The sequence below is a fragment of the Janthinobacterium sp. JC611 genome, assembly GCF_018682595.1.
Lineage (GTDB): Bacteria > Pseudomonadota > Gammaproteobacteria > Burkholderiales > Burkholderiaceae_D > Janthinobacterium.
Genome location: NZ_JAFLJN010000003.1, coordinates 193355 through 214479, shown reverse-complemented (window position 1 = coordinate 214479; position 21125 = coordinate 193355). Strand labels below are relative to the sequence as shown.

Annotated in this window: 20 protein-coding genes; 12 read left to right on the top strand and 8 right to left on the bottom strand. The window is 65.2% G+C overall.

Features of this window, described 5'->3' with window-relative positions; all coding sequences use genetic code 11:
- Nucleotides 1–25 precede the first annotated feature (25 nt).
- From J0O65_RS03915 to hmgA, 8 genes are all read left to right on the top strand, one after another.
- Nucleotides 26–1369: an MBL fold metallo-hydrolase gene (locus tag J0O65_RS03915; protein WP_215404321.1), complete on the top strand. Its 1344-nt coding sequence runs from the start codon at nucleotides 26–28 to the stop codon at nucleotides 1367–1369.
- Nucleotides 1370–1425: 56 nt separating this feature from the next.
- Complete coding sequence (gene msrA / locus J0O65_RS03910; RefSeq protein ID WP_215404319.1) at nucleotides 1426–1935, top strand: peptide-methionine (S)-S-oxide reductase MsrA; 510 nt, start codon at nucleotides 1426–1428, stop codon at nucleotides 1933–1935.
- 24 nt (nucleotides 1936–1959) lie between these two features.
- On the top strand, nucleotides 1960–2769 hold the full coding sequence (locus J0O65_RS03905; RefSeq protein ID WP_215404317.1) for a helix-turn-helix domain-containing protein: 810 nt from the start codon (nucleotides 1960–1962) through the stop codon (nucleotides 2767–2769).
- Nucleotides 2770–2992: 223 nt separating this feature from the next.
- Entirely contained in the window at nucleotides 2993–3391 is a 399-nt protein-coding gene (locus J0O65_RS03900) for a DUF1842 domain-containing protein (RefSeq protein ID WP_215404315.1), read from the top strand.
- 154 nt (nucleotides 3392–3545) lie between these two features.
- Nucleotides 3546–4910 (top strand): MFS transporter, encoded by a 1365-nt coding sequence (locus tag J0O65_RS03895; RefSeq protein WP_251373395.1) that lies wholly within the window; start codon nucleotides 3546–3548, stop codon nucleotides 4908–4910.
- Between the two features lie 13 nt (nucleotides 4911–4923).
- Nucleotides 4924–6603, top strand: a complete 1680-nt coding sequence (locus J0O65_RS03890) for an FAD-dependent oxidoreductase (protein WP_215404313.1) — start codon at nucleotides 4924–4926, stop codon at nucleotides 6601–6603.
- 12 nt (nucleotides 6604–6615) lie between these two features.
- Nucleotides 6616–6801 carry a hypothetical protein gene (locus tag J0O65_RS03885; RefSeq protein WP_215404311.1) on the top strand — a complete coding sequence of 62 codons (186 nt, stop codon included), beginning with the start codon at nucleotides 6616–6618 and terminating at the stop codon, nucleotides 6799–6801.
- Entirely contained in the window at nucleotides 6798–8102 is a 1305-nt protein-coding gene (gene hmgA, locus J0O65_RS03880) for a homogentisate 1,2-dioxygenase (RefSeq protein WP_215404309.1), read from the top strand. Before J0O65_RS03885 ends, hmgA begins: the two co-directional genes overlap by 4 nt.
- Before the next feature lie 21 nt (nucleotides 8103–8123).
- On the opposite strand, the gene J0O65_RS28100 is transcribed toward hmgA, so the two are convergent.
- Nucleotides 8124–8246 carry a hypothetical protein gene (locus tag J0O65_RS28100; RefSeq protein WP_285896774.1) on the bottom strand — a complete coding sequence of 41 codons (123 nt, stop codon included), beginning with the start codon at nucleotides 8244–8246 and terminating at the stop codon, nucleotides 8124–8126.
- Nucleotides 8247–8407: 161 nt separating this feature from the next.
- Here J0O65_RS28100 and J0O65_RS03875 point away from each other — a divergent pair, with 161 nt between their 5' ends.
- Together J0O65_RS03875 and J0O65_RS03870 are read left to right on the top strand one after the other, a co-directional pair.
- On the top strand, nucleotides 8408–11101 hold the full coding sequence (locus tag J0O65_RS03875; protein WP_215404307.1) for a polysaccharide deacetylase family protein: 2694 nt from the start codon (nucleotides 8408–8410) through the stop codon (nucleotides 11099–11101).
- A gap of 2 nt (nucleotides 11102–11103) precedes the next feature.
- Nucleotides 11104–11481 (top strand): immunity 22 family protein, encoded by a 378-nt coding sequence (locus tag J0O65_RS03870; RefSeq protein WP_215404305.1) that lies wholly within the window; start codon nucleotides 11104–11106, stop codon nucleotides 11479–11481.
- On the opposite strand, the gene J0O65_RS03865 is transcribed toward J0O65_RS03870, so the two are convergent.
- A complete protein-coding gene (locus J0O65_RS03865) occupies nucleotides 11463–12686 on the bottom strand; it encodes a response regulator (protein WP_215404303.1) in 1224 nt (407 codons plus the stop codon). The two genes, J0O65_RS03870 and J0O65_RS03865, sit on opposite strands and share 19 nt — an antisense overlap.
- A gap of 139 nt (nucleotides 12687–12825) precedes the next feature.
- Between J0O65_RS03865 and J0O65_RS03860 the strand changes: the two genes are divergently transcribed.
- Together J0O65_RS03860 and J0O65_RS03855 are read left to right on the top strand one after the other, a co-directional pair.
- On the top strand, nucleotides 12826–14859 hold the full coding sequence (locus tag J0O65_RS03860; RefSeq protein WP_251373391.1) for a TonB-dependent receptor: 2034 nt from the start codon (nucleotides 12826–12828) through the stop codon (nucleotides 14857–14859).
- Nucleotides 14860–14876: 17 nt separating this feature from the next.
- Nucleotides 14877–15422 carry an RNA 2'-phosphotransferase gene (locus J0O65_RS03855; protein WP_215404299.1) on the top strand — a complete coding sequence of 182 codons (546 nt, stop codon included), beginning with the start codon at nucleotides 14877–14879 and terminating at the stop codon, nucleotides 15420–15422.
- A gap of 12 nt (nucleotides 15423–15434) precedes the next feature.
- Here the strand turns inward: J0O65_RS03855 and J0O65_RS03850 are convergent, their stop codons facing one another.
- The 6 genes from J0O65_RS03850 to J0O65_RS03825 form a co-directional block, all read right to left on the bottom strand.
- The gene (locus J0O65_RS03850) at nucleotides 15435–16556 is read right to left on the bottom strand and encodes a HupE/UreJ family protein (RefSeq protein WP_215404297.1); all 1122 of its coding nucleotides are present in this window, start codon (nucleotides 16554–16556) and stop codon (nucleotides 15435–15437) included.
- A gap of 8 nt (nucleotides 16557–16564) precedes the next feature.
- On the bottom strand, nucleotides 16565–17776 hold the full coding sequence (locus tag J0O65_RS03845; protein WP_215404295.1) for a tetratricopeptide repeat protein: 1212 nt from the start codon (nucleotides 17774–17776) through the stop codon (nucleotides 16565–16567).
- An 87-nt stretch (nucleotides 17777–17863) separates the two neighbouring features.
- Nucleotides 17864–18112 (bottom strand): hypothetical protein, encoded by a 249-nt coding sequence (locus J0O65_RS03840; protein WP_215404293.1) that lies wholly within the window; start codon nucleotides 18110–18112, stop codon nucleotides 17864–17866.
- 18 nt (nucleotides 18113–18130) lie between these two features.
- The gene (locus J0O65_RS03835; protein WP_215404291.1) at nucleotides 18131–19642 is read right to left on the bottom strand and encodes a DUF4331 domain-containing protein; all 1512 of its coding nucleotides are present in this window, start codon (nucleotides 19640–19642) and stop codon (nucleotides 18131–18133) included.
- Between the two features lie 131 nt (nucleotides 19643–19773).
- Entirely contained in the window at nucleotides 19774–20421 is a 648-nt protein-coding gene (locus J0O65_RS03830) for an NrsF family protein (RefSeq protein ID WP_215404289.1), read from the bottom strand.
- Nucleotides 20418–21008: a sigma-70 family RNA polymerase sigma factor gene (locus tag J0O65_RS03825; RefSeq protein WP_215404287.1), complete on the bottom strand. Its 591-nt coding sequence runs from the start codon at nucleotides 21006–21008 to the stop codon at nucleotides 20418–20420. The genes J0O65_RS03830 and J0O65_RS03825 overlap by 4 nt, the downstream gene beginning before the upstream one ends.
- Between the last annotated feature and the right edge of the window lie 117 nt (nucleotides 21009–21125).

The window sequence follows — 21125 nt, the reverse complement described above, 5'->3', positions numbered from 1 at the left end:
GCCGTTGGGTTTATCTAGCTTATCCATGCCCCTGAAAATCTCCCGCATCCTGCACGCCGGCTATGTCTTCGAATGCGAAGGCACGGCCATCGCCTTCGATCCCATCGTCGAAAACCCGTTCAGCCGCAACTGCCACGCGTTTCCAGCCGTGCGCTTCGACCTCGACGCCGTGCGCCGGCTGCGCTGGGATGCCGTCTTCATCTCGCACTTCCACGACGACCACTGTTCGCTCGACAGCCTCGACGCGCTGGACCGCGCCACGCCCATTTACCTGTACTGCGTCTTCGACGAGCTGTTCGCGATGCTGCGCGCGCTTGGTTTTACCCGCGTCGAGAAGCTGCAGGTCGACGTGCCCGTGCGGGTGGGCGCCATCGAGGTGATTCCGCGCCGCGCGCTCGACGACGATGTCGACTCGCTGTTCCAGGTGCGCGCCGATGGCCTCAACGTGCTCAATGTCGTCGATTCGTGGATTGGCCCCGAGACATTGGCGCAGCTGGCCGCGTTCGCGCCATGGGACATGGTGCTGTGGCCATTCCAGACCATGCGCGAGATCGCCGTCATCGCGCCGTCGCAGGCGCAGCCTGGCCCGGTCGAACTTCCCGACGACTGGGTGCCGCAGCTGCGCGCGCTGGCGCCCCGTTACCTCGTGCCCAGTTCCTGCCAGTTCGTGCAGGAGGACTGGTCCTGGTACAACCACGCGATGTTCCCGATCACCTACCGCCGCTTTGCCGATGAAATGGGCGCCGCGCTGCCGGACGCGCACATCTTCCGCCTCGACCCGTCCACGGCCGTGCTGCTCGACGCGCACGGCATGACGCCGGCCGCGCCGCTGCCGTGGGTCGTTCCCGTGGGCCCGCAAGACGTCGATTTCGACTACCGTCCCGAGGCGCTTGCACCCGCCACGGCGGACATCGCGCGCCGTTTCGCGCCCTTGAATGCGGCTGACACGGCGCTGGTGCTCGATTTTTGCCAGGACGGTTTGCTCGAACGCTACCGCGCCATGGAGCTGCCCGAGGACAGCTATTTCCAGGCGCCGCGCCTGTGGCGCTTGTCGCTGTACGGCCAGGACGGCGCGGCCACGGTCCTGCATTACCGCACGCATGGCGACTTGATCGACCTCGTGCCCGACACGGGCGAGGCGCCGGGCTGGACCACTGAAGTGCCGCTGGTGAAATGCCATGCGGCGCTGGTGCTCGGTGAATCGCTGACGTCGATGTACATGCGCATCAACGATGGCCCGTTCGACGCCGAGGCGCGGGCCGCACTGGTGGAGGCCGACATCGTCGACGACCCCTTGATCCGCTGCCTGTTCAACGACGCCATCGGCGCCTATCAGGCGGCGCAGCTCAAACGCTTGCTGGCCCGCTGAAGAAAGTCGCGCGACAGAGTAAGATAGCTGCTTCTGACTACAACGGGAAAGAGACCATGGCACAAGACAAGGAAACCGCAATCCTGGCGGGCGGCTGCTTCTGGGGCGTACAAGACTTGCTGCGCCGTTATCCGGGCGTGATTGCCACGCGCGTGGGCTACAGCGGCGGCGATGTGGCCAATGCCACCTACCGCAACCACGGCACGCACGCGGAAGCCATCGAGATCATTTTCGACCCGAGCACCATCAGCTACCGCAAGATCCTGGAATTCTTCTTCCAGATCCACGACCCCAGCACGGAAAACCGGCAGGGCAACGACCGTGGCACGAGCTACCGTTCGGCCATCTTTTACACCAGCGAAGAACAACGGCAGGTGGCCGAAGACACGATACGCGATGTCGACGCCTCCGGCCTGTGGCCCGGCAAGGTGGTGACGGAAGTGGCGCCGGCCGGCCCGTTCTGGGAAGCGGAAGCGGAGCACCAGGATTATCTGCAGCGCTTGCCGCACGGCTATACCTGCCATTACATCCGGCCGGACTGGGTCTTGCCGCAGCGCGCGCAGTAAGCGAAGCGGCAGAGGGGAGCTGGCATGCGTTACTGGCGCGTCGAGCGGCGGCAGGCGGAAGGGCAGCTGGACTTCGGGCGTACCCTGGAGTTGATGGCGGCCATCGGCCATGCGGACGTGAACGCCGTCGCCGGGGCCATCCTGAAGACGGTCAGCACGGTCGCGCCCATCGCCCAGTGCACGATCTTTGCCTATGAATTTGGCAACCGGCCCCGCACCGTCGCCGTGGCCGACCGGCGCGGCGGCCGTTTTCTGCAAGACATTGCCGAGAGCTACGCGCGCCACTATTACGCGCTCGATGGCAACCAGCGCGTGATCGCTCCGGCGCCGGGGCGGAAACTTGATCCCGCCATCGTGCTGCACCAGCAGGCCAGCGACGAGATCGACCATCCCGGCTACCGCGCCGCCTGCTATCAAAAACCGAATGTCTCGGACCGGCTATCCTTGCTGGTGCAGCCGGCCGGCGATATCTGGCTGTCCGTCAATTTCTACCGCGACAGCAGCCAGGGCAAGTTCCTGCCCGGCGAGGTGGCGGGCATCGAAACCCTGTCACCGTTGTTTGCCCATGCCGTCAAGCACCACTACAGCTTGAATGGCCAGGCCACGCAAGGCGTCGCGCCGATGATGCTCGCAAGGCTGCGCCAGCATTGCCCCGCCTTGAGCAAGCGCGAACTGGACGTGTTGCGTTGCGTGCTCGAAGGCCTCACGGCCGTCGAAATCGCCGAGACCATGGGCGTGCAGCCATCCAGCGTGATCACGTACCAGAAGCGCGCCTACAAGCGCCTGGGCATTTCCAGCCAGCGACAATTGTTTGCGCTATGTCTAGGGGCATAGGCTGGATAAATGCTAGCGGTAGGGGCATGCCAGGGGCTGCATAAAATTTCCTGAATTCAAGGCAATAATGTGAGCATATTGCTAGCAAAATATTGACTATGCTATCTGCAGAGTGTTGATGCGCCAAAGCAAAACGGCCATCGGCAAGGCTGACAGCCTATGCCTGTCGCGTCCCGCGATCTCTGTCTTGATGGCTCAGAAATCATTTCCGAAGGAGTCCATTGTGTCCTCATCTGAACTGAATGCGGTAGAGCACGTGTTTCTGATCGCAGGCAATCTTGGCTTGCCTGGCGCACCGATCCTGAATCTGGCTCTGTTTTACAATCCTGACGATGGTTCCGTCAGCGGCGAAGCACTGATCACGCAATCGATCGCCCCGCCGCATGGCCGCGTGGTGATTCGCCCCGTCAGCGGCCCCGTGCACGGTCTGGGCGTCGGCGGCGCCACGCGCGTCTTTAGCCTGAGCGGCGAGTATGTCGTTTCCGTGCCGCCACCGGCCATCGGCAGCTACCTGGCCAAATTCGACGCCACCTTTGTCACCGATAATAACTGGAGCGGCCACGGTTCCTTCAGCTATGGCAACCAGAAAATCGATAACGTGCCTATCAAGAAACGCGGTTAAGCGCGCTGGCTAGTCCTTGTGGCCGATGGTTGTCCCCAAAATGGGGACAACCATCGGCATAGTCGTCTGCATACTGTGTTGCAAGCCGGGATCACCCGGCCGCTCTCACCCAAGAACAATAACAAGGGGAGGGCGACACCTTATGGAGACCAGCATGACCATCACCCAGGCGGTTCCCCCCGCCATGCCCGCCACTACCGCGCCCGTTCCTGACGCGGCCACCCTCCGACTGGAACAGCAGGTGATGCGCAAGGTATCGCGCCATTTGCTGGGTTTTTTGTTCCTGCTGTTCGTGTTTTCCTTTCTCGATCGCATCAATATCGGCTTCGCCGGCCTGACCATGATGCAAGACCTGGGCCTGTCCGGCACCCAGTTCGGCTTTGCCACCACCCTGTTTTACATCGCCTACATCGCCTGCAGCATCCCCAGCAACATCGTGCTGGCCCGCATCGGCGCGCGCCGCTGGATCGGCAGCATGATGATCGCCTGGGGCCTGGCCTCGACGGCGACCCTGTTCGCCAGCGGCCCGGCCAGCCTGTACGCGCTGCGCTTTCTCGTTGGCGTGACGGAGGCGGGTTTCCTGCCCGGCATGCTGCTGTACCTGACCTACTGGTTTCCCAGCGCTTACCGGGCGCGGGCCAATGCCCTGTTCATGATCGCCATGCCGGTCACGGCCGCCATCGGTTCGGCCCTGTCGGGCCTGATCCTGGGCTTGGACGGCCACTGGGGCTTGAAAGGCTGGCAATGGCTGTTCTTGCTTGAAGGCATGCCTTCCGTCCTGCTGGGCCTGGCCGTGTACGGCTACCTGGATGACTCGCCCGAGAAGGCGAACTGGCTGGGCAAGCTGGAGCGGCAGGTGCTGGCGCGCATGCTGGCGGCCGAGCACAAGCCTGCCGCAGCGCACGGCGCGCCGCGGCAGAAAACCTCGGTGCTGGCGGAAATGCTGTCGCCCACGGTATTGAAATTCGGCGTCGCCTATTTTTGCCTGGTCAATACCCTGGCGATGGTGGCCGTGTGGACGCCGCTGATCGTGAAAAGTTTCAACAGCAACGCCAGCAACACGCAAATCGGTCTGCTGGCGGCCATACCGCAAGTGTGCACCGTGATCGGCATGATTACCTGGGGGCGCCGCTCGGACCGGCTGCAGGAACGCCGCTGGCACATCGTCTGGCCCATGCTGCTGTCGGCCGCCGGCTGGCTCTTCACGGCCTATGCCAGCAATCCCGTCGTGCAATTGCTGGGCGTGTGCATGGCCTCGACGGGCGCCTACACGGCCATGTCCGTCTTCTGGACGACACCGGACCGGGCATTGAGCCTGGGCGCGCGCGCCATCGGCATCGCCGTCATCAATGCCACGGGCAATATCGGCTCGGCCCTGAACCCCGTCGTCGTGGGCTGGCTGAAGGATATCACGCACAGCTTTGCCACGGGCTTGCTGTACGCCAGCGTGCTGCTGGTGGCGGGCGCGGCCATCGTGCTGAGCCTGCCCATCGCGCGCACCGGTAAAACACATTCTTGAAGAGGAAACCATCATGAGCGACACGTTTCACCCCTATCCCCATGTGCCGAAGGTGTATCCGCCGGGCAAAGCGGTTGGCGCCGGCACCCAGCACGTGCCGGTCCTCATCGTCGGCGGCGGCCCCGTGGGCCTGGCCACGGCCCTGGGCCTGGCGCGCCATGGCGTGCGCTGCGTGCTGATCGAAGCGGACGATGGCGTCTGCACGGGCAGCCGCGCCATCTGCATTTCGCGGCGCAGCCTGGAAATCATCGAACGCCTGGGCGCGCTTGACGGTTTCCTGGCCAAGGGCTTGCCCTGGGCGGGCGGACGCAGCTTTTACCGCGACGAGGACGTGCTGCACTTCACGATGCCGCAAGACGCGAACCAGAAGCTGCCGCCCATGGTCAACCTGGCGCAATACCATATCGAGCAATTCCTGCTCGACGCGGCCGAACGCCAGCCCGAGCTGATCGATATCCGCTGGCAAACGCGGGTGACCGGCGTGGAGCGGCGCGCCGACGGCGCCACCGTCACCGTGGCCACGCCCGATGCAAGCTACCAGATCGAGACGGACTGGCTGGTGGCGGCCGATGGCGGGCGCAGCGCCGTGCGCGAGGCGCTGGGCCTGAAACTGCGGGGCACCAGCTATGAAGGGCGCTATGTCATCGTCGACATCCACCTGAAGAGCGAGCGCCCGACGGAGCGCCTCGCGTATTTCGACCCGCCGTCGAATCCCGGCTCGACCGTGCTGGTGCACAAGCAGCCCGACGATATCTGGCGCATCGACTATCAGTTGCGCGACGACGAGGATGCGCAGGCGGCCGTGCTGCTTGAAAACGTGGCGCCGCGCGTGGACAGCCTGCTGGCCATGATGGGCGAGACGGCGCCGTGGCATCCCGTATGGATCACCATCTACAAGGCGAATGCCCTGACCCTGGACACATACCGGCATGGCCCCGTGCTGTTCGCCGGCGACGCGGCCCACCTGGTGCCCATTTTCGGCGTGCGCGGAGCCAATTCCGGCATCGACGACGCGGACAACCTGGCCTGGAAATTGGCCTACGTCGTCAAGGGCCGGGCGCCGCATGCCTTGCTCGACAGCTATTCGGACGAGCGCGTGTATGCGGCCCATGAAAACCTGCGCCACGGCACCAAAAGCACGGAATTCATGGCGCCGCCCACCTTCGCCTTCGAGCTGATGCGCACGGCCGTGCTGGGCCTGGCGGGCAAGCATGCCCACGTGCGCTCGCTGATCAACCCGCGCCAGACGAGCGCCATCGCGTATGCGCAGTCGGCCCTGAATGCGCCCGACCTCGACACGTTTGCCGCCGGCCCCGCGCCGGGCACGGTCTTGCCGGAATGCCCGCTGGCGCTGCCGCACGACGGCGGGCAAAAAGCGGGGTATATTACCGATCTGCTGAAGCGCGCCGATGGCCATTTCACGGGACTGTACTTCAGCGAGGATGGCCGCGTGCCGGCCGAACTGCTGGCGCTGGGCGACGTGTTGCCGTTGACGACCGTGGCCATCGCCCGCAGCGGGGCGCAAGAGTGCGCCTGGGACCACACGGCGCAGGTAAGCTCGCTGTTCGACGCGCAGCCCGGCACGTTTTACCTCGTGCGCCCCGATGGCCACGTGCTGGGACGCTGGCGGCAAGTGCAGGCGGGGCAGGTGGCGGCAGCGCTGGCGGCGGCCGGCATCGCCCAATCACAGTAACAAGGAGACAATATGAGCGACATCGAACTCGATAATCTATACACCGAGCTGTGCCACGCCATGGGCGGCCTGGGCGAACAGCGTTCGCCCTTGTTCCTGGCCCGCTTCGCCTTGCTGGCCATGGGCGCCATCGGCAAGGCCGAGGTGGTGCAGGGCTTGCTGCGCGACGCAGCCGACGGCCTGGCGGAGCGCGCATGATAGGCGCCGGCTACCAAAGCGGCTTCGGCAACGAATTTGCCACGGAAGCCATCGCCGGCGCCTTGCCGCAGGGGCAGAATTCGCCGCAGCAGGCGCCGCTGGGCCTGTATGCGGAACAATTGTCGGGCACGGCCTTCACGGCGCCGCGCGCGCAGAACCGGCGTTCTTGGCTGTACCGCATCCGGCCCGCCAGCCAGCATCCGCCATTCACTGTGCTTGCCAACACGCGCATCGTCAGCGATTTCCACGCCATGCCCCCCACGCCGCCGAACCAGCTGCGCTGGGACCCGCTGCCGCTGCCCGACGGCGCCACGCCGGTGGATTTCATCGACGGCTGGCAGACGATGGCGGGCAATGGCAGCGCCGAAGCGATGAGCGGCTGCGCCATCCACGTGTATGCTTCTAACCGTTCCATGCGGCGTTTCTTCTATTCGGCCGATGGCGAATTGCTGGTGGTGCCGCAGGAGGGCCGGCTGGCGATCGCCACGGAACTGGGCTTGATCGAGCTGGAACCGCAGGAGATCGCCGTGATTCCCCGCGGCGTGCGCTTCCGCGTGACCCTGCCCGATGGGGCGGCGCGCGGCTATGTGTGCGAAAACTTCGGCACGGCCTTCCGCCTGCCAGACATGGGGCCGATCGGCTCGAACGGCCTGGCCAACAGCCGCGATTTCCTCACGCCGCACGCGGCCTACGAAGACATCAACGGCGAGTGCGAACTGGTGGCCAAGTTCGGCGGCCACCTGTGGCGCACGACCCTCGACCACTCTCCGCTGGACGTGGTGGCCTGGCATGGCAACTACGCGCCGTACAAATACGATTTACGCCGCTTCAACACCATCGGCTCGATCAGCTACGACCATCCCGACCCGTCGATCTTCCTCGTGCTGCAGGCGCCCGGCGACAATCCCCTGTTCGGCGCCATCGACTTCGCCATCTTCCCGCCGCGCTGGCTGGCGGCCGAACACACGTTCCGCCCGCCGTGGTTCCACCGCAACGTGGCCAGCGAATTCATGGGCCTGATCCACGGCGTGTACGACGCCAAGGCGGCCGGCTTCGTGCCGGGTGGCGCCAGCCTGCACAACTGCATGTCCGGCCACGGTCCCGATGCGCAGACCTTCGACAAGGCGTCGCACGGCGACACGTCCGCGCCCGTGAAGGTGGGCGACACCATGGCCTTCATGTTCGAGACGCGCACCATCCTCAAGCCCACGCCGTTCGCGCTCGATGGCGGCCTGCTGCAAACCGATTATTTTGAGTGCTGGCAAGGCTTGCGCAAGCGTTTCGACCCGGACCCTGATTGACCAGACGGCCAGCGCAATTGCTCAATGCGGCAGGCACACGTGCCCGACCAGCGTCGCCACGCCATCGCCCGCATGCGCGCGCAGTTGCAGCAGCATCAGGGCCACGCCCAGCATGAGCGCGGCTGCGCAGAGTTTCTTGTGCATCGTCTTTTCCGTTTTAGCGATCTAAGGAGGTGTTCAGCGATATTATTGCCGAAATTCAGCGTGCGGACCGAGCAACTGCCAAGCGTGCTTTACAATTATGCATCGTGCGCAGCCGCGCCATCTGAATTCTATGCATAGTATGTGAAGGGAATGACAAGCCTGTGACTTCCAAGCCGATCAAGATCGCCGCCACCGTCGTCGTGGCACTCGCCGCCGGGGCCGGCATTTATACCTACACCCGTCCCGCCGTCACCGCCGCGCCGGGCGCCCCGTCCTCGGGCAGTCCGGCCGCCGCACCCCAGGCGAGCGTCGACACGGCCGCCGTGGCCGCCCAGTTCCGCGACTTGCTGGGCAATTTCCGCAAGATTATCGTGTTGCTGGCCGACGAGCAAAGCTTGCCCGAGGGGGCGCGCGACGAAGCCCGTAAAGTGGGGCAGGCCTTGTTCCATGACAACCAGGAACGCATCGCCAGGCTCGATGCGGCGCTCGACCAGCTGACGGCGCCCACCAATCCGGGCCGCTTCGAAGCGCTCGACAGCCTGTTGACGTATATCGAATCCGATCCCGGCCTGTACGACGCGGACCGCCTGGCCTTCCGCGAGCTGCTGCAAAGCATGCTGGCCGACGTGGCGAAAGACTCGTCCCTGCCGGCCATCAAGCTGCACAAGCGCATTTCGGAAGACCTCGATGCGCTCGGCGAGATCGAGCGCAATTACGAGAAGGAAATCCGGCAAATCTTCGGCAACCTGGGCCAGCGCGCCATCGAACTCAAGCGCGAACGGTGGGACGATTACGTGGCGCAGCTGAAAAAGCTCTACAGCCGCGAACAGATCTTGAAGGAAAACGGCATCGTCGTGCCGTATGCGACACCTCCGGCTGGCTCCGTGCCCGACGCCAAGCCCGTCCCCAAGAAGGACGAGGCGGAAATCTTCGGCCTCGGCTTGCCGAAGAAAACCATCGTGCTGACCTTCGACGACGGCCCGCACCGCCGCTACACGGAAGAGATCAGCGCCATCCTGAAACAGTATGGCGTGCCGGCCGTGTTCTTCAACGTGGGCCGCAACCTCGGTTCGCTCGACGCGGAAGGCCACGCCAAGCTGGGCGCGGGCGCGGAAGTGAGCCGCAAGCTGATGAAAGAGGGCTATGCCGTGGGCAACCACAGTTTCAGCCACGCGCAATTGTCGAAACAGACGGGCGACAAGCTGAAAGGCGAAATCCTCGGCACCGATACTCTGTTAAAGGCCATCAGCCCCGAGCGGGCCGCGCTGTTCCGCTTCCCGTATGGCGCGCGCAACAGTGAAGGCATGGCCGCGCTGGCCGATGCGCATTTGAAATCCGTGATGTGGAATATCGATTCGCTGGACTGGGCCGATCCCGTGCCCAGCTCGATCACGAACCGCGTGCTGGCCTCCGTCGACAAGGCGGGACGCGGCATCGTGCTCTTCCACGACATCCATGAGCGCACGGTGAAAGCCTTGCCGGCCGTGCTCGACAAGCTGATCGCCGAAGGCTATCAATTCGCGGGCTGGGATGGCACCAGCTTCCAGGTGGCGAAAAGCACGGCCCCCGCGCCGGAAAAAGTGCCCGTCACCACGGGCTACGCCAATTCCTGGGCCGTCGTGATCGGCATCGACGATTATGCGAAGTGGCCAAAGTTGCAATATGCGGTGCGCGATGCGCAAGGCATCCGCGAGACGCTGATCGAGAAATTCGCCTTCGCGCCCGAGCGTGTCGTGACCCTGAAGAATGGCGAGGCGACGCGCAACAATATCCTGGCCGCCTTCCACGACAAGCTGGCCCATGGCGGCGTGCAAAAGAATGACCGCATCTTCGTTTTCTTCGCCGGCCACGGCGCCACGCGCAAGCTCAGTTCCGGGCGCGACCTCGGCTACATCGTGCCCGTCGATTCCGACCCGGCGCAGTTCGCCACCGATGCGATTCCGATGACGGAAATCCAGAATATCGCGGAATCGCTGACGGCCAAGCACGCGTTCTTCGTCATGGATGCCTGCTACAGCGGCCTGGGCCTGACGCGCGGCGCCGGTTCCAGTTCGTTTTTGCGCGACAACGCCAAGCGCATCGGACGGCAAATGCTCACGGCCGGCGGCGGCGACCAGCTGGTGGCCGATGGCGGACCGAACGGCCACTCCGTCTTCACGTGGACCCTGCTGCAAGGCCTGGCTGGCAAGGGCGACTTGAACGGCGACGGCTTGATCACGGCCACGGAACTGGCGGCCTACGTGGCGCCGGCCGTCTCCAGCGTGTCGAACCAGACGCCCGCATTCGGCAGCCTGCCGGGCTCGGAAGGGGGCGATTTCGTCTTCGAATTACCGGGCGAGACGGAATTCCTCAGCCCGAACACGACGCAGCTGTCGACGGAAGCCATCGCCCTGAACAGCAAGCTCGACGCCAAGCCGGCGGCCGCCAGCGTGACGGTGAAGGACTTGCAGGGCGGCGAGCAGAAGATCGTCACGCCGGGCGCCGTGCCGACCTCCACGCGCCAGCTGGCGCAGCGGGCCAACGACCGCGGCTTGCAGCTGTACAAGGAGAAACAATATGCGGCGGCGGAAGCGCAATTTACGGAAGCGCTGAAATTGCGCCCCGATTTCGCGCTGGCCGCCAACAATCTGGGTTTTGTCTTCTACAAGCAGGAAAAATACCGCGAAGCGGCCCGCTGGTTTGAAAACACGGTCAAGATGGATCCGTCGCGCGCCATCGCCTATTTGAACCTGGGCGACGCCTATGCCAAGGCTGGCGATGCCGCCAAGGCCAAGGCCGCCTATAAAACCTATCTGGAACTGGCGCCGACGGCTTCGACGGCGCCGGCCGTGCGGCAAAAGATGGAGAAGCTGTAAGCGTGTCCGGCAGCGTGCCCATCGTCCACGTGTTTGCCTGCAGCGGCCGCTTTCCCGGCTGGGAAGCGCTGCAGGCCTATGTGGCTCCCGCGTACACGGACGATGGCGACGCCGTGCCGTCGCCATTCTTCCTGGAAACGGGTCTCACCCGGTACGAGCCTGCCTGTGTTGAAAGCGCGCTGTTGCCGGCGCCCGTGCCGCTGGCGCAGCTGCTGGACGGCGTGTCGTATGCCGGCAGCTGGCTGGCGCAAGCCTGTGCGGATGCGCAGGGCGTGCTGGCCGACACGGGCGTGTGCGTGTTCGCGCCGAACCGGCTGGCGCACCCGCAGCGCAGTTCGCTCCATTATGTGGGCAGCTACCCTTACGATACGAAGGACTGACCGCCATCCCCGCGCCCTTCGTGCAATAGCTTGTTGACGGCCGCCAGCAGGCTGGTGCCGGAGGTGGTGATGAAACGCGCGCCCGCCGCCTCCGCTTCCGTGCCGTAACTTGCCAGCGTATCTTTGCTGCAATAGACGATGATGGGCAGCGTGGGCTGCGCCTGGCGCACGTCGCGCACCGTGCGCACGCCCGCATCCTTGATGCGCCGGCGGTTTTCCACCCGTGCCATGTCCGTGATGAGCAGTGCATAGGGCTTCTGCTGCAGCATGGCCAGCGCCTGCCGCGTCGAGATCGCCTGGTCCACCTTGATGTTTTCCCGTTCCATCTGTTCCACCAGCAAGGTATTGTTGCGTGGATGGTCATCCAGCCACAGCACCGGGGTGGCGGGCCTTTTCTCCGCCGGCATGCCGGCCAGGGCCGTGACTGCCGCGCCCCCGTCCGGCGGATGGGCCAGCAGCAGCTGCGTTACGGCTTCCTGCATGTCGTCGAGCGACTTTTGCTGCAAGCGGCTCAGTTCCGTCACTTCGATTTCCTTGCCGCTTTCCAGGCGCACGGATTCATTTTTGACGAGGCTGTCGGCGCGCTTGATCATGATGGACAGGTAAATGCGCGTGAGCAGGTAGCCGATCAAAAACCCATGCACGGAAAAGAACAGCATGATGCCGCCCACGATGGCCATGGCCGTGGGCGTGTCGGTGGCCAGGCTGGGCGCGACGAAGGCGGCCATGCTGCGCGCGCTGCCGGGCAGGCTTTTGAGCTCGATCAAACCCACGCCGACGATGATTTTCGTCAGCCAGTCCGACACTTCCACCAGATTCGAATTGATTTCCATGGGCGTGGGCGTGCCCAGGAACAGGGTATTGCTGGCGTTGCCGGCCGCCGCGTCGGCGCTTGGCGGGGGCGGCTCGTCCGTGGTACGCCCCTTGCCATTGCTCCGCTCGTCGGGCGGCGCCGCGTTGACGGTGCCCGATGGCAGGCTGCGCGGTATGCCGAACAAAAAGCCCAGCAGCATGCCGCTGACGCAAAAGCCCAGGCTCCACAGCAGGGCCGGCACGGCGTGATAGTAGGGCGGCAGCAGGGCGCCGGCCAGCACGGCCAGCAGCCCCGCCAGCAGGATGAACAGCAAGATGTACGGCAGCGCATCTTTCTTGCGCACGGCGGCGACATTGGTGCTTGCCTTGCTGGCGCTGTCATTCAGGTCCACGGTCGTTCCTTGAAAAAGCTGAATCCAGACTGCCAGCCTGTCGCGTATATGGTCCGTAGGAGCCTGTACTGACATCATAAAAACTGGAGACGCGATGCGATTGAGAAAACGCAAACAGAGTGCGGCTTGTGCGCTGGTCATGTTGAGCATGGGTTGCCAGGCGGCGCAAGCGCAGGAAGGGGCCGCCGCCACCGTCGATGACGCGGCGCGCACCGTGCGCGTGACGGGCCACTACGACAACGCCGTCGGCACGTCGGATGCGGCCAGCCAGGGCGTCATCACCAGCGAACTGATCGTCAACCGGCCCGCCTTGCGGACGGGCGAATTGCTGGAATTCGTGCCGGGGCTGATCGTCACTCAGCACAGCGGCGACGGCAAGGCCAACCAGTATTTCTTGCGCGGATTTAACCTCGACCATGGCACGGATTTCGCCACGTATGTGGATGGCATGCCCGTCAACATGCGCACGCATGCCCATGGGCAAGGCTATTCTGACCTCAACTTCCTCATTCCCGAGCTGGTGCAGCGCATCGACTACAAGAAGGGGCCGTATTTCACCGGCGAAGGCGATTTTGCCTCGGCAGGCAGCGCGCGCATCCGCCTGGCCGACAAATTGCCGCAAGGCCAGGCCAGCGTGTCCATCGGCCAGCACGGTTATCTGCGCGGCGTCGTGGCCGATTCCGTCGCGGCCGGGCCGGGCACCTTGCTGTACGGGCTGGAAACACAGCGCAACAACGGTCCCTGGGACGTGCCGGAGCGCGTGCGTAAATATAGCGGCGTGCTGCGCTACAGCCAGGGCACGGCCAATGACGGCTTCAGCGTGACGGCCATGGCCTATCACAATAGCTGGAACGCCACCGACCAGGTGCCGCTGCGCGCCGTGGCGTCGGGCCAGATTGGCCGCTTCGGCTCGCTGGCGCCCAGCGACGGCGGCGACACCTCGCGCACCAGCCTGTCGTACGCCATGCGCAAGCGCACGGAGAACCGCTTGTTCGAGCTTGACGCCTACCTGATCCGCTCGCAGCTGGAACTCAACAGCGATTTCACGTATTTGCTGGCCAATCCGGCCACCGGCGACCAGTTCCAGCAAAGCGAGCGGCGCACGCTGGCGGGCGTGAACGCCAGCGAAAGCTGGAGCACGCAGTTGTTCGGTCTTCCCCTGCGCAACAAGCTGGGCATGCAGGCCCGCTATGACCGCCTGTCGCCCGTGGGCCTGTACAACACGGTGGATCGGGTACGGCAGAGTACGGTGCGCGAAGACAGGGTGCGCGAGGCCAGCGTCGGCCTGTATGGCGAAAACACCGTGCAATGGTTGCCGTGGCTGCGCTCGGTGGCGGGCGTGCGCTACGACGCCTACCGTTTCAATGTGAACAGCAGCATAGCCGGCAACAGCGGCGCGGCGAACGATCACCTGGTGTCGCCCAAGCTGTCCTTGATCCTGGGGCCATGGAGCAAGTGGGAGTTTTTTGTCAATTATGGCAAGGGATTCCACAGCAACGATGCGCGCGGCACGACGCAGACGCGCTTGCCGGACGGCACGCCGTCCACGCCCGTCACGCCGCTCGTGCCGACCAAGGGCATGGAGCTGGGCGCGCGCACGGAATGGCTGCCGGGCCTGCAAAGCTCGCTGGCCCTGTGGCGTCTCGACGTCGCCTCGGAATTGCTGTTCGTGGGCGACGCGGGGGAGACGCAAGCGAGCCGCGCCAGCCGCCGCCACGGCATCGAGTGGAACAACCATTATATTGCCGCGCCGTGGCTGCTGTTCGACCTGGACCTGGCCGCTTCGCGCGCGCGCTACACGCAAGACGATCCCGCCGGCAAGCATATCCCGGGCGCCATCGACAAGGTGGCGTCGTTCGGCGTGACCGTGACGGACCGGGGTGCGTGGTCGGGCGCTTTTCAATTGCGCTACTTCGGCCCCCGGCCCTTGATCGAAGACAATAGCGTGCGCTCCGCCTCGACCACCCTGGCGTATGCGCGCCTCGCGTATCAGCTCAACCGCAGGACGCGGCTGTCGCTCGACGTCTTCAACCTGTTCAACAAGCGGGCCAGCGACATCGATTATTACTATGCTTCGCGCCTGCCCGGCGAGGCCACGGAAGGGGTGAACGACCGGCATTTTCATCCGGTCGAACCCCGTTCCGTACGCCTGACCTTGTCACACGCGTTCTGATAACGGTAGACTAGGGCATGACAGATCACTTAGTACATACCAGCAAATTCCTTTCCCTCATATTGCGCCACGCCCCCGAGAAAATCGGCCTTGCGCTCGATCCCCAAGGCTGGGCCGATATCGGCCAGCTGCTGGCGCAATCGGCCCGGCATGGCCGCCGCCTTTCCCGTGAACAATTGGATGACGTGGTGGCGCGCGACAGCAAGACGCGCTACGCCATCAGCGACGACGGCATGCGCATCCGCGCCAACCAGGGCCATTCGCTGGCCGCCGTCGATATCGACCTGCCGCCCGCCACGCCGCCCGCCATGCTGTACCACGGCACGGCCAGCCGCTTTGTCGACGCGATCCGTGCCGGCGGCTTGCTGCCGGGAGCGCGCAAGCACGTGCACCTGTCCAGCAATCGCGAAACGGCCGTGGCCGTCGGCGCGCGGCATGGCAAGCCCGTCGTGCTGACGGTGGATGCGGCCGCCATGCAGGCGCAGGGCCACGTGTTTTACGTGTCGGCCAATGGCGTGTGGTTGACGCAGGCCGTGCCGGCAGGATTTATCGGCTTCCCTTGAATCGGCAAGCGCTCATGCACTGATCAGCTTGATGTCGGCTAGCCGTTCGACGAGCCACACGGCCGCCACCAGCGCGATGGCCAGCGAACCGACGGTCAGCACCTGGCGGTAGAACCAGGTCTTGCGCAGCAGCCAGGCCAGGGGCAGGAAGGCGGCGACGATGGCTAGCTGTCCCAGCTCCACGCCCACGTTGAAGCCCAGCAGGCTGGCCAGCAGCGAGCCCTGGGGCAAGCCCAGGTCGCGCAGCACGCTGGCAAAACCGAAGCCGTGGATCAGGCCGAAGGCGAAGGCCGCCACGGGGCGCTTGCCACGGAACAGGGGCAGCAGGTTGTTCAGCGCGGCGAGGATCACGGAAGCGGCGATGGCCGACTCGACCCAGCGCGACGGCAGGGACACGAGCGACAGGCTGGCCAGGCTCAAGGTGATGGAATGGGCGAGCGTAAATGCCGTGACGACCTTCAGCACGTCATGGAACGCCGCTTTCAATCCCTGCTGCTGCTCGCGCAAGCCTGGCAGCAGCACGGCCGGCAGCAGCAGCGACAGCAAAAACAAAATATGGTCGTAGCCGATCCAGATATGCCAGACGCCGTGTTTGACGTAGGCGCCGAACTGCGCCAGGCGGTCGGGCGCGGCCAGCGACAGCGTCTGGCGCGGGCGGTCCGGGTCGAAGATGGCCGTTTGCGTGTTGCCATCGCTGGTGAGTTTCAACAGTCCCTTGTGCTGTGGATCGAGGTCGGCGAACAGGGTGTAGCCAATGCTCAGACTGGCTGGCGCGGCGCCATCCGGGCAGTCGGCGCGAAAGCGCAGCACGTTGTAGGCGCCGTCCGTGTGGCTGTCGATCAGCTGCCGGGCCGCTTGCAAGGGGCAGGCGCCCCGGTCGCTGGCCACTTGCAGGCGCGACAGCGCGTAGGCGGCGATGGCATCGTGGCGCGCGCGGATCTCGTCCCACGTCAGGGCGCCGTCGCCGTTGCCATCGAGGCCGATGGCGAAATCGAGGTCGCGCAGGGCGATATCCCATTGCCCTTCGATTTGCTGGCCATGCACGGCCAGGCTCAGATAGCTGTCGCTGGGCTTGTGCGCTTGCGCGGGAGCCAGCCAGGCGCACAGCAGCAGGATGACAAGGCAACGATTCACAGGACACCTCACAGGACACCTGCTTTCTTCGCGGTACTGATTTTCTGCCCCTCCTGCGGCCCCAGCTGCCTGACGAGGCGCTGCAGGGCCACGTCTTCCACGCCGTTGGCCGCGATCCAGGCCAGCACGGGCTGTGCCGTCGCATAGTTGCGCGCGGCCAGGGCCGCTTCGAGCAGGATGCGCATGTCGGGCACTTCCTTCTGGACGGCCCAGTTCTGCTGCGCCAGTTGCACGGCGGCGGGAATATCCTGCTGCAGGAACAGGGCGAAACGGGCCTGTTCTCGCTGGTGCACGGTGTCGCCCCGTAGCATGGCCGCGTTGAAGCGGGCCGCCAGTTCCGCTTTCGCCGCCAGCAAGGCCGTCTGCTGGCCGGGCAGCGCTTGCAGGGCCAGCGCGTAGCGCAGCAGCAGGGCGTCGATGCGCTGCTGGTCTTTGAGCAATTTGACGACTTCCTGCGGGCGCCGCTGGTCGAGCAGGAAATCCGCATAGGCGCCCAGCAGATAGCTGTCGCGCGGCTGCCGCGCCAGCGCCTGCCGGTAGCGCGCTTCGGCGATGGCGTTCTCGCCGCGCCGCGCGGCCGTTTCCGCCAGCAGGGTTGCGGCCCAGCTGTCGAGTTCGGGCGTCGCGCCGGCGCTCCTTTGCAGGGTCAGTTCCAGCAGGCGCTCGCTGCTGGCGGCGCGGCCCGTGACGCTGGCGATACTGGCAAGGCAGGTGACGGTGACGAGCTGCGTCGTCAGGGCGGACAGCCTGGCGCAGGCCGCTGTCGCTTGCGCATAGTCGCCCTGCACGGTGAGCACGGTGGCGCGCGTCAGCCAGGCCTGGGCATTTTGCGGCTGCTGCGCGATGACGGCGTCAAGGTCCTGCAGGGCGGGGCCGAAATGGTGGGTGCTTTGCAGGATGGTGGCGCGCAGCAGCCGCACGGGGACGGGCGGCGCCGCCTGCCGCCACCAGGGCGCCAGCGCCGCTTGCGCGTAGCCGAGGTAGCGCGGGTCCGTTTCGCTGCGCGCCAGCGCGATGTAGCGCTGCGCCAGGTCGCTGGCCAGGGCCAGGTCGCGCGGCGTGGCGTCGAGCCGCTGGCGCAGGCCGCGCAGGGCGAGCTGCGTGGCGTCGGCGCGGCGCGGCAGCTGCTCGATGACGGCACCGCCATCTTTCGGCGTGTAGGGCGCGGCTCCTGCCAGCAAGGGCAGGCAGGCGCACAGCAGGGAAATTGGTGTTTTCATCGTGGCTGCCATCGACGTCGGAGTAGGGTGGCAAGGGCGGGGCGCCGGAGAACGCTGTCTCCGGCGCCCGCACTTGGTGACTGCGCGTTACAGCGGCACCGGCTCCGTATTTTCCGGAGACGTCGCCATGATGGCGTCGATGGCCACGCCATCCTTGTCATCGCTGGTGGTCGTGATGACGTCGCTGACGGCGGCGTAGAAGGCATCGAGCAGGACCACGGGCGGCGGCGTGGTGCCGCCGTTGCCGTTATCGCCGCCGTGGCTGCTGCCACCGCCACCGCAGCCGGCCAGCAGGGAGGCAAGCGCCAGGGCGCTGACTACATAGAGCTTTTTCATCGCATTCTCCTGGTTGGCTTACAGTTGCGGCGAACCGGCCACGGGTGTTTTCAGGTAGGGGAAACCTGCCGTGAATGCGGTTTCATCGAGGAAGGCGCCGTCCGTGAAGTGCAGGCCGCCGGCGGGCGCGTCGGCCGGGGCGCAGCCGATGTTCAGGGTGCACAGCTTGCCCATGGCCACGCGCAGCACCACGTCGACCACGTCGTCGCCGGGGCGGCGGCCGTTCGGGAAGCCCGCGTTATCGCCGTCGATCACGCCCAGGCGCTTTTGCGCGCCGACGGCGGTGGGGGCGATCGACGTATTCAGGCGCAGCATTTCAGAGGCGACCACCGTCGCTGGTTGGTTGACGCCCTTGATGCCCGTCAAAAAGGCGGCCACCAGGTCGTTGCGCGGGAAGTTGGTGGGCGCCTTGGCGCCTGCCGAGCCGAACAGCACTTCCACCAGGGCGGGCACGGTGGGATTTTTCACGTAGTCGGCGAATTGCGCGTCGCCCGACGGTTTGCTGGCATTGAAGCGGTCCTTGTCCTTCAGGCCGATCACCACTTCATTCACCAGGGGCATGCCCAGGCGCGACACCTGCACCCACGCGCCGCCTTCCTTCGATGCGGGAATGGCGCTGCCCGGCGCCGGATTGAGCAAGCGGCCCTGGCGCAGGCTGGCCGTGGTCCAGCCGCCGATGACGGGGTCGCTGCCGGCCGTCAGGCAGGCGGTCGGCACTTCCATCTCGATGGCCGTGACGTTCTTGCGCGCCAGGTCATCCTTGGCGGCCGATTCCGCATTCGCGGCAAATTCCGTGGCGGGCGCCTTAATGTTGATCAAGTCGAACGTTTCGCCCAGGTTCACGACGAACGGGTCCTTGCGCTGGCCGACGAACATGCGCGCCGGCGTGCCGCAGCCGGGGATGTTGACCGCATAGACGTGCTGCGCGGCATACGCGGCATAGTTGGGGATGGACTTGGTGCCGATGTAGTCGACGGGTTTGTCGAAGGTCGTGCCGCCGCCGCTGGCGTTGGTGACGGCGCTGCGCGTGCCCGTGCGGCGGTCGCCCCGCACCACCGTCACGCTGTAGGTTTCGCGCACGTTCAGGCCGGCCGGGTTGACGGAATCGATGGCGCCGCCGTTGATCACCAGCGGAATCGACACCTTCTTGCCGCCCACGGTGAACTGCCCATCCTTGATGGTGTTGGTGAAGCGGAACTGGAAGGTGAGGTCTTCCTTGCCGTCGCCATTGTTGTCGATATGGATTTCATACAGGGCGTTCGGGTCCATGGCGAAGTAGTTCGGGCCGCCGTAGGCGTCTTGCAGGGGAATGTAGTCGGCCACCAGGGTGGTGTAGGCGCCGCGGCCCGCCTCATAGCTGCGGAACATGTAAAAGTCGGTGGCGTCGACTTTCGGGTTTTGCGTGATGAACGGCGCTTCGCGGTGGCTGGAGGCATGGGCCGCTGGCGCGATGACCAAAGGTAAGGATAAGGCGAGCAGGTTGCCCAGCAGTGCGGCGCCCAGTGCGGTTTTCGAGCGTGACAAAGACATTTCGATTCTCCCGATTGTTGTTGGCGTTGACAGACCAGTCCAAGAAACTGCAGGCTGCCTGACTTATACGACAGGGAGAAAAAAACGGATTCAACTCTTTGTCAAAGTGCTCATGTCACCTTGCCGGCCGCTCACCAGGCCAGCACTGTGGGGCCGATGGCCGCGCCGATGGCGGCCGGCACCAGCATGCCCAGCACGTACCAGAAGCCGACGAAGCTGGCCGCCAGCTCGGGGCAGTGCAGGCAATACACTAGGGCCGCCAAGGCGCCGGCGGCAAAGCCGGCGGCCGCGCCCGCCAGGCGCAAGCGGGTCGGCGCCAGCTGGCGCATCAGGCGCAGCACGGCGGCCAGGATGGGCAGGGACAGCATGGCGATCAGCAAAGGGCAGCTGCGCCAGGTCGCGCCCCAGAACAGTTCGGCGCGCTGCCCTGGCGGGGCTTCCTGCAGGATGATGGCGCCCAGCGCCCACATCAGCAGCAGCGGCATGGCGATGAGCAGGGGCAGGGCGCGCGTGGCGGCGCCCGGCACGCACAGGCGACGGCTGACTTGCCAGGCCGCCAGCGACAGGCACACGACAAAGCCGACCTTGATCCAGAAGTCGGGCAGCAGGGCCAGCTGTTCCAGGTTGGGGCGCACGCCCAGCAACATGGTCATCAGCGCCACGCTGGCCAGCAGGCCGGCGCCCAGGGTGCCTGCGGCGCGCCAGCGGACGCCCGGGGGCGGCGCGGCGGCCACGTCGGGGCCGTTGGCCAGCATGGCGATCAAGTCATCGGTTTTCATGATGTGCTTCCTTCTATCCTCAAATTGGCCGCCAGCGCCTTCAAGCCGCGATGCACGGCCACTTTGACGCTGGCTTCCGAAATACCCATGGCGGCCGCCGTGTCGCGCACGGACCAGCCGTCGAGCTTGGTATGCACGATGGCGTCGCGCTGCTGCGCCGGCAAGGTGGCCAGCAGCTTGCCCAGGTCGCGGCTGGCCTCGGCCGCTTCGGCATCGGCGCTGGAAAACAGTTCCTGCGCGCTATCTTCTTCGTCGTACGGCAAGTGCTGCGCCTCGCGCCGCCCATGCCGGCGCAGCCAGTCGATCAATTTGTAGCGCGCGATCGCATGGATCCACGATGTCAGCGGCACGCCCGTGTCATACGTCAGACGCTGGTTGTGGATGGCCAGCAAACACTCCTGCACCAGGTCTTCCACCTCGTCCGGCCAGCGTTGCAGGCGGCGCCGGAAAAACGCGCGCAAGTGCGCACTGCTTGCCTGCAAAAAACTGCGGTACGCCGCCGCATCGCCATTAAGCCCGCGCAGCATCAAGCCATGCAGCCGTAATTCCGTGCCATGCAGGTGTTCACTGACAGGTATTCGTTGCATGCGGGCCTTTGGTGACAGGCGTTGAAAAAAATAAATATCACTAATTTTGCCGGCAGCTGTAACCAATCCGGCCAGCGCGGCGAATTGACAGGCAAGCACGTTTCTTCATTCACTATA